The following is a 13,902-nucleotide window of genomic DNA, read 5'->3' on the forward strand; positions in this document are numbered from 1 at the left end:
CAAAGAACAAGACAAAGAACAGCCCAAAAAGAACACCCAGTCGGGGTGTAGCGTAGCCAGGTAGCGCGCCACGTTCGGGACGTGGAGGCCGGAGGTTCGAATCCTCTCACCCCGACCAAATCAAACAAAAAAGCCCAAGTGAATCGATCACTTGGGCTTTTTTCTTTGGATTGGCACTTGCGTCAAATCAGCGCAAATTCTTCGCGCCGCGACCCCGCGGTCATTCCAACCGCTCAATGCCGCCTGACGCGTCGGCACAGGCACACCGCATACACAACACCACACTAACGCGACGTCAGCCGTGAGACTGTCGCCGGAGCCATGATTCGGTGCGCAGGTTTGACAAAAAACATATACACACGCCCCATAGCGTTATGGACGTGAACCACCGTCGCCACCGACACCACGACACCGCTGGGTAGGTCTTGTCGGGTGACGGAAATCTTGACGTCCAGGTGCTTGTCGGTTTCGCCAAGAACAACCTCGTGCTCATGAATTTCAAGCAGCTTGAAGATGCCCGCTTGGTCGCCAACACGATAGTCCTGTGCAGGCTTGCCTGGGTCGATGTGACTCAATGCACCCAGGTCCTTGAGCCCCAAGCGCGCAACGATCTTGTTGCGCAATTTCATGAGGGCGTCGATCCACCCCGGCGTGTGCGAAACAACGCTCAAATAGAGTTCAAGCGGGCTTCGCTCGTCGACAGGCAACTCGACGCTATAGCAGTCGTGAAAATAGGCTGTGTCCAAGCTCGCGCGCAAGGCGCTGAAAGCGGGAACGCTACTGACTTGAGCACGAATCATGAAGGTAGGCCTACAGCCTGCGCAAAGGACAGGCAACTATAGAGGTACTCGCTCCCCAAAAAGCCGAAAGTGCTCAAACTCCTGCACCAAAGCCTCTGGATAGGCAAAGCGTTTAAGCGTCAAGTTCATGCCACCTCCGCTTCTCCGGGCCATGCCTTCATGTACAACCATGTACCGAGCAGCGAAGCGAGCAACAGCGTCAGCAGCATCGGGCCATGATTGCCGAAGATGGAAAACAGCCAGACCGCGCCTAGAGGCCCGGCAGCACGGGCGATCAGGGCCGGAGCCCCAAGTGCACCGCCTATTCGCGCATAGTGCTCAGAACCAAACAAGGCCAACGGCGCTGCCGCCTTGACCACGGTCAGCAAGCCCAAACTGAGGCCGTAGGCGATCACAAAGACGATAGAATGAACAGGCACCCACTGCGCAAGCCACAGTGCAGCCAAGGACAAGGGCATGAGACTCAGTGTGACCAAGCCCATACGCCGGCCATTCAAGCGCTGGCCAATCGCAAGGTCTATGGCCCGCCCGGCGGCTTGCAACGGCCCCAGGCACGCCGCCAGCGAGAGAGCCTCTGATGGGCCAAGTCCGCGTGATTCCAGAGTTAGGATTACCTGTACCGCCATGGCTGCGGTGATGAAGCCATAGATCATGAAGCAGCCTGCAAGCTGACAAAACGCGACGCGATGCTGAGGTGCCTCAGTCAATGATCGTGGCCCGGCGACCGGCAACCCTACTTCAGTTTGATGCTGGGGTCTTCGCGGCAAACTGAGGTGCAAGGGCAGACAAGCAAAGAGATGCAGTGCCGCAAATACCAGGGCCGTTCTACGCCATCGGCTTGCGTCAAGGTAGTTATCAAATCCGCATCGTCAACTTCATCACCCAGCCCAACAGCACCCTGAGCACCAAGACCTTGCCCCAACGCCAGCTCGTGAACGGATATTGATGATTGAGCAGCCATGCCCGATGCGGTCTTTTCACGGCGCATAAAACGGCCACGGCAGCAACGAATGGCCCGAGCATGGCGAAGGGCCACATGGATCAGAAAAATGCTTTCACAAGCCTAAATCGTCCAAGCAAGTCCGCTGCTGTGCACTGACAACCCAAAAAATGTTTACCCTTTTTTGTAAAAATGAGGCCAACAAAGAAAAACGGGTTAGCTGCTTTCGCTGCTAACCCGTTGATTTACCTACTATTAAATGGTCGGAACGGTGGGATTCGAACTCACGACCCCTTGCACCCCATGCAAGTGCGCTACCAGGCTGCGCTACGCCCCGACTGAGTCTCGCATTATAGGATAGTTTTTGCCTGCCTGGCAAGACTATGACAAAAGATCTTCTCGAATGGCAAACAGTTCTTCCCGAATCTGGGCCAGCGACCACGGTCCTGGAGGCAAAGCAGCACTGCTGGCCCGCTGCGAACGGGTACTCAAAGCCGCCGAAGTTCCCAGCCCCGCCTGAGGCATGGGCTTGATGGGTGCAAACGTATTGCTGATGTCGGTGGCTTGCGCCAGATGATCGAACGCCTCGATCGCTTCATCACTCGCGGCCTGCGCATAGCCTTCGTCATCAATTTCGGGCAAGTGCATGGCTGTGCGCCCTGCAGCGGTGGCACCAAGCCCGCCGGCATCACCCAACTGGTTGCGCGCCCCGCTGATGGTGAAGCCCTGGTCGTACAACAAGCCTCGGATGCGCCGGATCAGCAACACTTCGTGATGTTGGTAATAGCGCCGATTGCCGCGCCGCTTCATGGGTTTGAGTTGCGTGAACTCCTGCTCCCAGTAACGCAGCACATAGGGCTTCACACCGCACAGATCGCTCACCTCACCGATGGTGAAATAACGTTTGGCGGGAATGGCGGGCAGCGCATTGTCCATGCGTGAATAGGGCTGAGGCTGTGGGCGGAAATGGGCCAGGAGACGGCGCGGAGATCAGACTCTACTCGAAGTCTTCTTCCTCACAAACATCACCCTGCACGGCGGTCTTGAGTTTGTGGCTGGCGTGAAAAGTCACCACATCACGCGCCTTGATCGGGATCGACTCACCGGTGCGCGGGTTGCGCCCCGGGCGGGGCGCCTTGCGGCGGATGTTGAAGTTGCCAAAACCCGAGAGCTTGACATCATCACCCCGAACGAGATTACCGTGAATGATGTCAAAGAAGGCCTCCACCATGTCCTTGGATTCACGCTTGTTGAGGCCGAGCTTGTCGAACAGCATCTCGGCCAACTCGGCCTTGGTGAGCGTCGGCGTTTCAAGGCTGGGCAACAGCACGCGCGCAGGCGTGGAAATGGCCGCAGGCTGGGGAGCGTCCACCAGATTGGGGTCCGGGGTGCCGTGATTGTTTTCCATCAATGAGCAACCTTCTTTATTGTCTTGTCGGCCACAGGTGAAGTGAGGCAAGGTGAGGCGGAAACTGGCGCGGCGCCGCTTTCAGCCAATCATTCCATCAAGTCCATCAACCCCGCAGCCGCGCGCCCAAACCTTGCGCCAATGCGGCCACCACGGCAGCCACCGCTTGCTCGATGCGCTCGTCCGTCAACGTGGCCTCATCATCCAGCAATTCCAGCCGCACCGCCATGCTGCGTTCACCCGCTTGCAGTTCAGTATTGGCCTGGGTTGGTTTGAAGACGTCGAACAATTTCGCGGACCGGATCAAGCCCTGGTGCGCAGCGCCCTGGATGGTTTGCATCAGCGCATCATGCGTCACCGCTTCGCCAACGATCACCGCAAGGTCGCGCAGCACGGCCTGTTGGCGCGGGATGGGCGTCGCCATCGGCAACTGACGCGCCAAAACAGCAGGCAGGTCCAGCTCGAACAGCACGGGTGCGCTGGGCAGCTCATAGCCTTGGCGCCACTTGGGATGCAACTCGCCGATGACGCCAATGGCTTGGCCGTCCAGCTCGATGCGGGCGCTACGCCCCGGGTGCAGGGCCGCATGCTCGGCAGCGACGAAACGCAGTTGGCGCGGTGCGAACAACGCTTCCAAATCGCCCTTCACATCGAAGAAATCGACCGGACGGTCACGCTGGCTCCACTGCGATTGATCAGCCGGGCCAAAGGCCAGGCCCGCCACCCGCATGGGCTGAGCAATGCCGGCCACACTGGCATCGCTTTCTTGCACCGAAGCGTCGCGCAGAAACACACGGCCGATTTCAAACAAACGCACGCGCGGTGCCCGGCGAGTGAGGTTGTAGCGCAGGGTGTTGATCAGACTGCCGATCAGGGTGGTACGCATCACCGCCAAAGGCGCGGCGATGGGGTTGAGCAGTTGGATGGGGTTGTCGTTACCAGCCAGCTCTTTTTCCCAACGTGCCTCGACAAAGCTGAAATTGATGGTCTCGAAATAGTCGCGCGCCGCCAGCGCGTGGCGCAGCGCATGAATGGCGCGGCGGGACTCCGAGGCCACCTTGGCCACCACGGGCGCCAGCGGCGGCGTGGACGGCAGCGAGGGGTAGCCCAGCACGCGGATGACTTCTTCGATCAGGTCTTCTTCAATCTGCAGGTCGAAGCGGAAGCTGGGCGGCGTCACGGTCAGCACGCCGTCGGTCTCGGTGAAGCTCAGCCCCAGGCGCGTGAACACGCGGGCGCAGTCTTCCTGGCTCACCGGCATGCCGATGACTTTGGCGGCACGGGCCACGCGCAGGGCCACCGGCTTGCGCTCGGGCAAGGTGGTGATCTGGTCGTCCATGGGGCCGGGTTGGCCTCCACAGATGTCCAAAATCAGCTGGGTGATGCGCTCGATGTGCGCCACGGTCAGCGCCGGGTCCACGCCACGCTCGAAGCGATGCCCGGCATCGGTCGAGAAGTTAAAGCGGCGCGAGCGCCCCATCACCGCCTTGGGCCACCAGAAGGCCGCTTCAACGTAGATGTTCTGCGTGTCGTCGGACACCGAAGTGGCATCGCCGCCCATGATGCCGGCAAGCGACTCAGGCGCTTGGGCATCGGCCACCACGCCCACGGTTTCGTCCAGCGTGACGGTGTTGCCGTTCAGCAGCTTGAGCGTTTCGCCCGGTTTGGCCCAGCGCACCACCAGCGTGTCGTGGATCTTGTCCAGATCAAAGATGTGCGACGGGCGCCCCAACTCGAACATCACATAGTTAGAAATGTCGACCAGCGCGGTGACCGAGCGTTGGCCGCAGCGAGCCAACCGGTCCACCATCCACGCGGGCGTCTGCGCCTTGGTGTTGACACCGCGAATGACGCGCCCCGAGAAGCGACCACACAAATCCACCGCCTCGATGCGCACCGGCAGCTTGTCCGCATGCACCGCCGCCACGGGCGCGCATTCAGGCGTGATGAGCGGCGCACCGGTCAACGCCGACACTTCACGGGCGATGCCATAGACGCTCAGCGCATGCGCCAGATTGGGCGTCAGCTTGAGTGTGACCAGGGTGTCATCAAGATTCAGATGCTTGCGGATATCTTCGCCAACCGGAGCGTCGGCTGCCAGTTCGAGCAGGCCACCGTGCTCTTCGCTCAGCTTGAGCTCGCGCGCCGAACACAGCATGCCGAAACTGTCCACGCCGCGCAGCTTGCCCACGCCGATCTTGAAGGGCTTGGCGTCCGCCTTGTCAGCATCTGCCGGGGGCAACTCGGCACCCACCGTGGCCAACGGCACCTTGATGCCAGCCCGCGCATTGGGCGCGCCACAAACGATTTGCAGCGGCTCAGGTCCACCGGCGTTGACTTGGCAGATGCGCAGCTTGTCAGCGTTAGGGTGCTGCTCGGCGCTCAGGATTTCTGCCACCACGATGCCGTGGAACGGCGGCGCCACAGGGCGCAGCTCTTCAACTTCCAAGCCAGACATGGTCAGCAACTCGGCCAACTCTTGCGTGTTCAGTGCGGGGTTGCAGAAGGCCCGCAGCCAGGATTCAGGGAATTGCATGGGGTAGGTTCTCGTTTGTTCTCGACAGCTTCAATCGTTCAGGGCGTGCGGTGCACTCACTTGAACTGCGACAAGAAGCGCAAATCACCGTCAAAGAACTGACGCAAATCGCTGACGCCGTAGCGCAGCATGGCCAGGCGGTCAATGCCCGAACCGAAGGCGAAACCGATATAACGCTCAGGGTCCAGGCCCATATTGCGGATCACCTGCGGGTGCACCTGGCCGGAGCCGGAGACTTCCAGCCAACGGCCTTTCAGCGGACCGGTGGCGAACATCATGTCGATCTCGGCGCTGGGCTCGGTGAAGGGAAAGTAGCTGGGGCGGAAACGCAGTTCGAGATCATCAGACTCGAAAAACTGCTGCAGAAAATTGGCATACACCGACTTCAAATCTTTGAAGCTGATGTTCTCGCCCACCCACAGGCCCTCGACCTGGTGAAACATGGGCGAATGGGTGGCATCGCTGTCCACCCGGTAGGTACGGCCCGGCGCGATCACGCGGATCTCAGGCATGGGCTGGCCGGCGTCAATCAGCGCCTTGTGGCGCTTGACATGCTGCACCGCATAACGAATTTGCATGGGGCTGGTGTGCGTGCGCAGCACATTGCCGCCTTCCACATAGAAGGTGTCGTGCATGGAGCGCGCGGGGTGGTCCTCCGGCGTGTTGAGCGCCGTGAAGTTGAACCAGTCGTTCTCGATTTCGGGGCCATCCGCCACGTCAAAGCCCATAGAGCCGAAGATACCCTCGATGCGCTCCATCGCCCGCGTGATCGGGTGCAGGCCGCCGGTGCCGCGCTGGCGGCCCGGCAGCGTCACATCCAGCGCCTCGGCCTTGAGTTGCAAGGCCAGTTCAGCATCGGCCAGGGCTTGGCGGCGGGCAGTCAGCGCGCCCTCGATGCCGCTCTTCAAGACATTGATCTCGGCGCCGCGGGCCTTTTTTTCTTCCACCGGCAAGCTCGCCAGACCTTTGAGCAGTTCGGTCACACGACCTGACTTGCCCAGAAAGCGTGCCTTGGCGTTCTCCAACTCGGCCGGCGTGGCGGTGGCGGCGAATTCGGCCTGAGCCGCTTGCAACAATTGTTCGAGATCAGTCATCTTGAAGGCAATGTCTATTCGTTCTTCAATCGAAAAAAGACTGACGCAAAACTATTCCCGCCCGGCGAAACGCTGAAGACAGCCCGCCCGGGGTCGGCGAGGCGTTCGAGAGACGCTGGGGCAGTTTTGCGTAAGTCCTGAAAAAAAAGGCCGAACACCAGGGTGTCGGCCTTTGAGGTTGCTTACCACCAAACCCGAAAGTTCAGCGGTTGCCGGATGCCGCACGAGGCGGCATCTGACATCAAGCCAGTGCGGCCTTAACCTTGGCGAAGACGCTGGCAAAGCCAGCAGGATCGTTGACGGCCATGTCGGCCAGGACCTTGCGGTCGATCTCGATCTGAGCCTTCTTCAGGCCAGCCACAAACTTGCTGTAAGTCAGTCCCAGGCCACGGCTTGCAGCGTTGATACGCGCAATCCACAGCTGACGGAACACGCGCTTCTTGGCACGACGGTCACGGTAGGCGTATTGGCCTGCCTTCATCACCGCCTGTTTGGCGATGCGGAAGACATTCTTACGACGACCACGGAAGCCCTTGGCCAGAGCCAGGACCTTCTTGTGACGGGCACGAGCGGTAACACCACGTTTAACGCGAGGCATATTAAATCTCCTTTAGTTAAATGGGTTAATTACAGACCAGCACCGGGCAACATCTGAGCGATGTGACCCATGTTGGTTTCGTGCACGGCAGTCGTGCCACGCAGGTGGCGCTTGTTCTTCGTGGACTTCTTGGTCAGGATGTGGCGCTTGAACGCTTGACCGCGCTTGACGGTACCACCTGGACGAACGCGAAAACGCTTCTTCGCGCTGCTCTTGGTCTTCATTTTGGGCATGTTATTGCTCCTTTTAAGATGTCCCTGGGGCGGTTGAGGGCTTCTCAACACTTGCCAGCCTCAGGAGACTAATAAGCCCGCCGATGACCAAATCGACGGGCTAGATTTTTTTGCGAACAAGCCCTGAAGCTTGTTCGCCGGGGGCTCACCGCTTTTTAGGAGCGAGCACCATGATCATCTGCCGACCTTCAAGACGCGGCATATTTTCCACCACCGAGACATCCGCCAATTCATCGCGGATGCGCTCAAGCAAGCGCATACCGATGTCCTGGTGGGTGATTTCACGGCCACGGTAACGCAGGGTCACCTTGCCTTTATCACCATCTTCGGCGATGAAGCGGCGCAGATTGCGCATCTTGATCTGGTAGTCGCCTTCGTCCGTACCCGGGCGGAATTTGACTTCCTTGATTTCAATGACCTTCTGCTTGGACTTGGCCTCAGCCGCCCGCTTCTGCTCGATGTACTTGAACTTGCCGTAGTCCATCAGGCGGCAGACAGGCGGTGTCGCGGTGGCCGAAATTTCGACCACATCCACATCCAACTCGCCCGCCATGCGCAGCGCTTCTTGGATGCTCACGATGCCGAGCGGCTCATTCTCAGGGCCGTTCAAACGAACCTCAGGAGCCATGATTTCGCGATTCAGCCGATGCTTACGCTCCGGAACAGCACGACGGTCAGCAAAAGTAGCGATGGTGTAAACCTTTCAGCGAGCCCCAAGGCCGGGGGCCCAAACAAAGCAAAAGCGCGCCCAACTCCAATGACTGGACGGCAACGATCAGGCCTTTTGAGTGATATCGGCTGAAGCCTTCGCCTGGAAGTCTGCCAGAGCCATCACACCCAAATCCTGGTTGCCGCGGGCGCGCACCGCAACGGTTCCATTTGCCTTTTCCTTATCGCCCACGACAAGGATGTACGGAACCTTCTGCAAAGAATGCTCGCGGATTTTATACGTGATCTTCTCGTTGCGCAAATCAGCCTGGACTCTAAGCCCTTGATTCTGGAGAGATTTCACGATTTCCGCGACGTAATCCGCCTGCGCATCGGTGATATTGGCCACCACAACCTGGGTTGGCGCCAGCCAGGCCGGCAGCGCGCCGGCGTGCTGTTCGATCAAAATACCGATGAAACGCTCAAGGCTGCCGACGATGGCGCGGTGCAACATCAAGGGCGTGCGGCGGTTGCCTGCCTCGTCCACATACTCGGCTCCCAGCCGTTCAGGCATATTGGGATCGATCTGAATCGTGCCGCACTGCCACTCGCGGCCCAAGGCGTCTTTCAGCGTGTACTCGATCTTGGGGCCGTAGAAGGCGCCCTCGCCCGGCGTCACGATGAAGTCAACGCCAGAGCGGCGCAGGCTTTCCATCAGAGCATGCTCGGCCTTGTCCCAGCTTTCGTCGGTGCCGATGCGCGCTTCAGGGCGCGTGGCCACCTTATAGATGATCTCGGTGAAGCCGAAGTCGGCGTACACCTTCTGCAGCAACTGGGTGAAGGCGGCGCACTCCTCCAGGATTTGGTCTTCGGTACAGAAGATATGGCCATCGTCCTGGGTAAAGCCGCGTACCCGCATGATGCCGTGCAGGCCGCCGCTGGGCTCATTGCGGTGGCATTGGCCGAACTCACCAAAACGCAGTGGCAGATCACGGTAACTCTTGATGCCGTGCTTGTAGATCAGGATGTGACCGGGGCAGTTCATCGGCTTGAGCGCGTACTCGCGCTTCTCCGACTCAGTCGTGAACATATTGTCTTTGTACTTGCCCCAGTGGCCGGTCTTCTCCCACAAGCCCTGATCCAGCACCTGCGGGCCCTTGACTTCCAGGTAGCCGTTGTTGCGGTAGACGCTGCGCATGTATTGCTCCACCTGCTGCCACAGCGTCCAGCCCTTGGGGTGCCAGAACACCAGGCCGGGCGCATGCTCGTCGATATGGAACAAATCCAGCTCGCGCCCCAGCTTGCGGTGGTCGCGCTTCTCAGCCTCTTCCAGCATCAGCAGGTACTTTTGCAAATCATCCTTGGTGGCCCAGGCGGTACCGTAGATGCGCTGCAGTTGCTCGTTATTGTGGTCGCCGCGCCAGTAGGCACCAGCCACCTTCATCAGTTTGAAGTGCTTGAGCTTGCCCGTGGAGGGCACGTGCGGGCCGCGGCACAGGTCGGTGAACTTACCTTCGGCGTAAAGCGACACCGCTTGATCGGCCGGGATGCTCTCGATGATCTCGGCCTTGTAGGCTTCACCCAGGCCCTTGAAGTAACTGACCGCTTCATCACGCGGCAGCACCGAACGAACTATCTTTTCGTCCTTCTTGGCCAACTCGCTCATCTTGGACTCGATGGCGGCCAAGTCTTCGGGTGTGAAGGGGCGCTTGTAGGCGAAGTCGTAATAAAACCCGTGCTCAATCACCGGGCCGATGGTGACCTGCGCCTCGGGGAACAGCTCTTTGACGGCGTAGGCCAGCAAGTGGGCGGTGGAGTGGCGAATGACTTCCAGACCATCAGCATCCTTGTCGGTGATGATGGCGAGTTTCGCGTCGGCTTCGATCAAATGGCTGGTGTCCACCAGTTGGCCATCCACCCGCCCGGCCAGGGCGGCCTTGGCCAGCCCCGCACCAATGGAAGCAGCCACGTCGGCCACGGTCACGGCTTGCGGATATTCGCGCTTGGAACCGTCAGGAAGTTGGATCGAGATCATTGCTCAGTGCTCCGGATGAACCTGGGCTTGCCGCTGAAGAAGAAGGCAAGCCCTGAAATGAAAAAAAGCGCGGCCACTATGCCGCGCTTTTTTGTAGGGGTCGCCTGAATCAGACGATTGAGAAAGACATGACAAGCCGCGGCCGACTAAACCTTGCAGGAGGTGGTCGTAGTTCGCGGTGTCATAACCATGATGCCTTTCTCGCCCTTGTTCGTTGATCGATCCGGCGATTGTAGCCAAGGATTGAGGCTGCGCATGTGACAGCGCAAACCCACCCTCCGCACGGGGCCACCGCTCACAGCGGCAAAGCCTGCACCGAGCCTGCCTCGCAAGCCTGGGCGAACTCATCGCGCAGGCGCTGGCTCTCGGCAATGCCCCGCAGCCAGACCTGCGCACGCGCATCAGCGTCGTCGCCGTAGTGCTGAAAGTCAGTGCGGTCTGGCAGTTTGGCGTTGGGCATGGCGGATTGAATCCAGGCCGGGTCTGGCGCCAGCAAGACCACATTGTCCAAAAACGCCGTGGCCCGGTGGCGGCGCTTCAAGGCCTTGTCGAGCCAGCCCGGCACCACGTGGCGCTGAAAGTGCGGGTACAGCACCAACCCGTCACCCGCCATCGCGCCGTAGTTAAGGTGCAGGTGATAGTCGGTGATGCCACCGTCCCAATAGGCACCGCGCGGCGCGCCAGGAATGTCATGCACCGCCTGCAGCCAGAAAGGGATCGAACAACTCGCCAGAATGCTAGCCTGGAAATTGGTCGTGTTCAACGCCACCTGGTGGCTGCGGTAATCGGTCAAGGGAATCGGCAAGGGCGTGCGTGGGTCGGAAAACGCCACCCGCTCGATCCAGCTGCCCATGGTCGGGCGCGACAGCACATTGGCGGCAAATGCCGCCGTGTAGCCCAGCGGCGTGCGCCAGCGCCCTTCCCGCGCCAGTAGCTTGCGCCCGCGTGAAGCCAACACATGCAGGCGAAACCGTGGGTGGCTCAAGGCCTGCGCCTCACGCCCGCCGAACACCTCATGGAGCGTCGCCGCAAAGCCTTTGCTCACCCAGGCCGCCGAGGGCATCTTGCCCTTTTTGGCGCCTGGCTCATCTTCATAGCGCTGATGAACATAACCGTTAGACAGCCGGTCAAACTCAGCCCGCACCTCGGCCTCGTTGCGGGTGAGGCAGGCCGTGGCCATGCGCCAGGCGCCAATTGACGCGCCAATCAGATGCACTGGCTGGCTGCTGCGCGCCAACCAATCGCCGAAGATGAACTGATCGAGCGGGCCCAGCACCAAGCCCTTGGGCCCACCCGCTGCGGCGGGGACCACCTGAATGTCTTCAGGCCGCAGGCCCCGCTCAGCCAAACGGGCTCGGGCGCGCGGACCCGCAAAAATCTGCAACGCCTTGTTCGTCATCACATGCCTCGCCTCGGGGGCGATCAAAGTTTCAATTCAAGCGCAGCACCATACTGCGTATTGACCAGACGGTCTGTCGTGACGATATTGCCAGGGCCCGACACCAGTTGAGAGCGAGCATCCAGGGGCGACAAATTGCTGGCAGAAATTCGCAAGGAGGCGCTCTTGCTGAACAGCCATTGCGCAAACATATCGAGTGAACGCGCACGCGTCACGTCCAGCGATTGAACCAGCGTCTGCTGCGTCAGATACCCCGGCGTATACGCCAGGCTCATGCCCGTATTCAGCGGCAAGCTCGCCAGTCGGTAATCAAAGCCCACATTGGCCGACCAGGGCTGCTGGCCGTCCAGGCGGTTATTGGACAAGGGCACGGCGTCTACATTGGAGTGGTAGACGCTCAGGTTGCCGCGCAAGTTCAAAGCCAGCTTGGGGTCAAATAGGCTGGGCATCAATTCACTGGCCCGGCCCTTGACCTCGAACTCCAAACCGAGGGTCTGCGCCCGCGAGAAATTCACCGGCTGCGACACATAGCGCTGCAGAGGCGACCAGCTCACGGTTTCCAGGGCTGTCACATTGCGGATCAAGTTACTGATATCACGGTAGAAGCCGCCCACGCTGACCATGCCGCCGCCGTTCAGGTATTTCTCGAATGCAATGTCCAAGCCCGTTGCCAGTTCAGGCTTCAGGCTCGGGTTGCCAATGCGGTCAGGATTGAGCGGGTCATTGCCCTGCGGCAGGCCGTTCGCGTCTTCCAGGGGCTTGACAGCGTTGATACTGGGCCGTGCCAACAGGCTGTTGAGTTCAGGCGCCTTGTAGCTGCGCGTGATGCTGGCGCGAATCAAGTCCCGGCCCTTGGGGTCTAACTTGTAATTCAGATGCCATAGCGGTGTGATCACGGTGCTGACATTACTCACCACCGCATCGCTCCCCACGCCGCCCTTGCTGTTCGTGGCAATGCGCTCGCCACGCAGTCCCAGGTAGGTGGACCATTGCGGCGACAGCTCCCACTCATCTTGCGCAAACAGGGCCTGGCGCTGAATGCGCGCACCGAAAGCCTGCCCGTCGTAGGCCGGCAATTGCGGCACCCCGTTTTCCGTGATGCTGCGGATCTCGTCGCGTTGGCGCCACTCCATATCCCAACCCACCGTCAGGGAGTGATCGTCACCCAGCAACTGGCCGTATTTGCCGCCTTGGATCACGCTTTGATCGTGGGTATTGCCCAAATTGACCCGCCACACCTGCTGCGCCGTGGCGGGCGCCACCACCCGAAAGGTCTGGCTGTCGCTGCTGCCCTTGGAGTCCTGCAGCGTCAGCTTCAGCTCAACGCGCTGGCTCTCGCTGAACCGATTGATCCACTGCGCATTACCGCGCAGGTTCTGCCAGGTACCTCGGGTGAGCGCGTCGTCATCCACATTCGGCAAACCGCTCAGCAGCGCGTTTTGATAGCTCGTGCGATTGCGCCAAAAACCCTTCTGCACAAAACCTTGCAGGTTCAAGCTCTCCTCATCGCTGATGCGCCAATTGAGGCGCGGCGCTGAATTGAAACCATGACCCCAATTGGCCTGCTCGCCGTGCTGAATCACCTCAGACGGCTGGCCATCGGTTCCGGCAGCCACGCGGTCCACATCGACCTTGACTTGTTGCCGCCACTCAAAGGCAGACAGCGGCACCGAGTACGACGCCGCGCCGACTTTTTCACCCACCGTGACGGTGGCCGACGGCGTCGGGCGCACCGCGTTGTAGCCCAGTCCCAGGCGTAAATCGCGCTGAGACACCCGCGGAGCATCTTTGAGAATGATATTGATGGCCCCGGCCACCGCTTGGGCGCTCTGGTCGGCCGTGGGGCCCTTGGTGACCTCGATGCGCTCCACCTGAGCAGGGTCCAACTGGTCCAGCGCAAAACCCGGCGGCGCGGGGTCGCCGTTGATCAGGATCAGGGTGTAGCCCGCGCCCAAACCACGCATGCGCGGTGCGCCATCTTGTACCGACACGCCGGGCAGGCGCTTGAGCACGTCTGCCACATTGGTGTCACCGAACTTATCCATCTCTTCCCGGCCATAAATCTGCTTGGCAACGGGCGAGCGGCGGCGCAGGTCGGTGTCGCTGGACTGCCGCGTTATTTCAACGCGCTCCAACTTGGAGCCCGCACGGGGCTGCGAGTCACCCACAAGCGGCGAAGCCTCCTGGGCACGAACAGAGGAAACGCACAAA

13 protein-coding genes and 2 tRNA genes are annotated in these 13,902 nt (G+C 60.3%); 2 read left to right on the forward strand and 13 right to left on the reverse strand.

Features of this window, described 5'->3' with window-relative positions; genetic code table 11:
• The first annotated feature begins 41 nt into the window (after positions 1 to 41).
• A tRNA-Pro gene (locus PRZ01_RS02095) sits at positions 42 to 118 on the forward strand.
• A 166-nt stretch (positions 119 to 284) separates the two neighbouring features.
• Here PRZ01_RS02095 and PRZ01_RS02100 read toward each other — a convergent pair.
• Positions 285 to 746, reverse strand: coding sequence for a DUF2867 domain-containing protein (locus PRZ01_RS02100; protein WP_273595104.1), 462 nt, complete (start codon positions 744 to 746; stop codon positions 285 to 287).
• Between the two features lie 179 nt (positions 747 to 925).
• Positions 926 to 1,453 carry an MFS transporter gene (locus tag PRZ01_RS02105; RefSeq protein ID WP_273595105.1) on the reverse strand — a complete coding sequence of 176 codons (528 nt, stop codon included), beginning with the start codon at positions 1,451 to 1,453 and terminating at the stop codon, positions 926 to 928.
• Between the two features lie 149 nt (positions 1,454 to 1,602).
• On the opposite strand from PRZ01_RS02105, the gene PRZ01_RS02110 reads away from it, so the two are divergent.
• Positions 1,603 to 1,746: a hypothetical protein gene (locus PRZ01_RS02110; protein WP_273595106.1), complete on the forward strand. Its 144-nt coding sequence runs from the start codon at positions 1,603 to 1,605 to the stop codon at positions 1,744 to 1,746.
• Positions 1,747 to 2,000: 254 nt separating this feature from the next.
• On the opposite strand, the gene PRZ01_RS02115 is transcribed toward PRZ01_RS02110, so the two are convergent.
• From PRZ01_RS02115 to PRZ01_RS02165, 11 genes are all read right to left on the reverse strand, one after another.
• Positions 2,001 to 2,077 (reverse strand) — tRNA-Pro (locus PRZ01_RS02115).
• 44 nt (positions 2,078 to 2,121) lie between these two features.
• Positions 2,122 to 2,676, reverse strand: coding sequence for a MerR family transcriptional regulator (locus tag PRZ01_RS02120; RefSeq protein ID WP_273595107.1), 555 nt, complete (start codon positions 2,674 to 2,676; stop codon positions 2,122 to 2,124).
• A gap of 61 nt (positions 2,677 to 2,737) precedes the next feature.
• Entirely contained in the window at positions 2,738 to 3,148 is a 411-nt protein-coding gene (locus PRZ01_RS02125; RefSeq protein WP_273595108.1) for an integration host factor subunit alpha, read from the reverse strand.
• A 106-nt stretch (positions 3,149 to 3,254) separates the two neighbouring features.
• The gene (gene pheT / locus PRZ01_RS02130; protein WP_273595109.1) at positions 3,255 to 5,684 is read right to left on the reverse strand and encodes a phenylalanine--tRNA ligase subunit beta; all 2,430 of its coding nucleotides are present in this window, start codon (positions 5,682 to 5,684) and stop codon (positions 3,255 to 3,257) included.
• A gap of 56 nt (positions 5,685 to 5,740) precedes the next feature.
• A complete protein-coding gene (locus PRZ01_RS02135) occupies positions 5,741 to 6,778 on the reverse strand; it encodes a phenylalanine--tRNA ligase subunit alpha (protein ID WP_273595110.1) in 1,038 nt (345 codons plus the stop codon).
• Positions 6,779 to 7,019: 241 nt separating this feature from the next.
• Positions 7,020 to 7,376 carry a 50S ribosomal protein L20 gene (rplT, locus tag PRZ01_RS02140; RefSeq protein WP_273595111.1) on the reverse strand — a complete coding sequence of 119 codons (357 nt, stop codon included), beginning with the start codon at positions 7,374 to 7,376 and terminating at the stop codon, positions 7,020 to 7,022.
• A 29-nt stretch (positions 7,377 to 7,405) separates the two neighbouring features.
• Positions 7,406 to 7,609 (reverse strand): 50S ribosomal protein L35, encoded by a 204-nt coding sequence (gene rpmI / locus PRZ01_RS02145; protein WP_273595112.1) that lies wholly within the window; start codon positions 7,607 to 7,609, stop codon positions 7,406 to 7,408.
• A 145-nt stretch (positions 7,610 to 7,754) separates the two neighbouring features.
• Positions 7,755 to 8,300 carry a translation initiation factor IF-3 gene (gene infC / locus PRZ01_RS02150; protein ID WP_273595365.1) on the reverse strand — a complete coding sequence of 182 codons (546 nt, stop codon included), beginning with the start codon at positions 8,298 to 8,300 and terminating at the stop codon, positions 7,755 to 7,757.
• An 84-nt stretch (positions 8,301 to 8,384) separates the two neighbouring features.
• Positions 8,385 to 10,292 (reverse strand): threonine--tRNA ligase, encoded by a 1,908-nt coding sequence (gene thrS, locus PRZ01_RS02155; protein ID WP_273595113.1) that lies wholly within the window; start codon positions 10,290 to 10,292, stop codon positions 8,385 to 8,387.
• Positions 10,293 to 10,587: 295 nt separating this feature from the next.
• Positions 10,588 to 11,691 (reverse strand): patatin-like phospholipase family protein, encoded by a 1,104-nt coding sequence (locus tag PRZ01_RS02160; protein WP_273595114.1) that lies wholly within the window; start codon positions 11,689 to 11,691, stop codon positions 10,588 to 10,590.
• 23 nt (positions 11,692 to 11,714) lie between these two features.
• Positions 11,715 to 13,859 (reverse strand): TonB-dependent receptor plug domain-containing protein, encoded by a 2,145-nt coding sequence (locus tag PRZ01_RS02165; protein ID WP_273595115.1) that lies wholly within the window; start codon positions 13,857 to 13,859, stop codon positions 11,715 to 11,717.
• Between the last annotated feature and the right edge of the window lie 43 nt (positions 13,860 to 13,902).

This window comes from Roseateles koreensis (genome assembly GCF_028595305.1).
In the GTDB taxonomy this organism is placed as follows: Bacteria; Pseudomonadota; Gammaproteobacteria; order Burkholderiales; family Burkholderiaceae_C; genus Paucibacter_A; species Paucibacter_A koreensis.

Excerpts from the sequence above, each read along its gene's own strand:
- rpmI (WP_273595112.1), bottom strand. The coding sequence starts at position 7,609 with ATGCCCAAAATGAAGACCAAGAGCAGCGCGAAGAAGCGTTTTCGCGTT.
- thrS (WP_273595113.1), bottom strand. The coding sequence starts at position 10,292 with ATGATCTCGATCCAACTTCCTGACGGTTCCAAGCGCGAATATCCGCAA.
- pheT (WP_273595109.1), bottom strand. The coding sequence starts at position 5,684 with ATGCAATTCCCTGAATCCTGGCTGCGGGCCTTCTGCAACCCCGCACTG.
- PRZ01_RS02135 (WP_273595110.1), bottom strand. The coding sequence starts at position 6,778 with ATGACTGATCTCGAACAATTGTTGCAAGCGGCTCAGGCCGAATTCGCC.
- PRZ01_RS02160 (WP_273595114.1), bottom strand. The coding sequence starts at position 11,691 with ATGACGAACAAGGCGTTGCAGATTTTTGCGGGTCCGCGCGCCCGAGCC.
- PRZ01_RS02120 (WP_273595107.1), bottom strand. The coding sequence starts at position 2,676 with ATGGACAATGCGCTGCCCGCCATTCCCGCCAAACGTTATTTCACCATC.
- PRZ01_RS02105 (WP_273595105.1), bottom strand. The coding sequence starts at position 1,453 with ATGATCTATGGCTTCATCACCGCAGCCATGGCGGTACAGGTAATCCTA.
- PRZ01_RS02125 (WP_273595108.1), bottom strand. The coding sequence starts at position 3,148 with ATGGAAAACAATCACGGCACCCCGGACCCCAATCTGGTGGACGCTCCC.
- rplT (WP_273595111.1), bottom strand. The coding sequence starts at position 7,376 with ATGCCTCGCGTTAAACGTGGTGTTACCGCTCGTGCCCGTCACAAGAAG.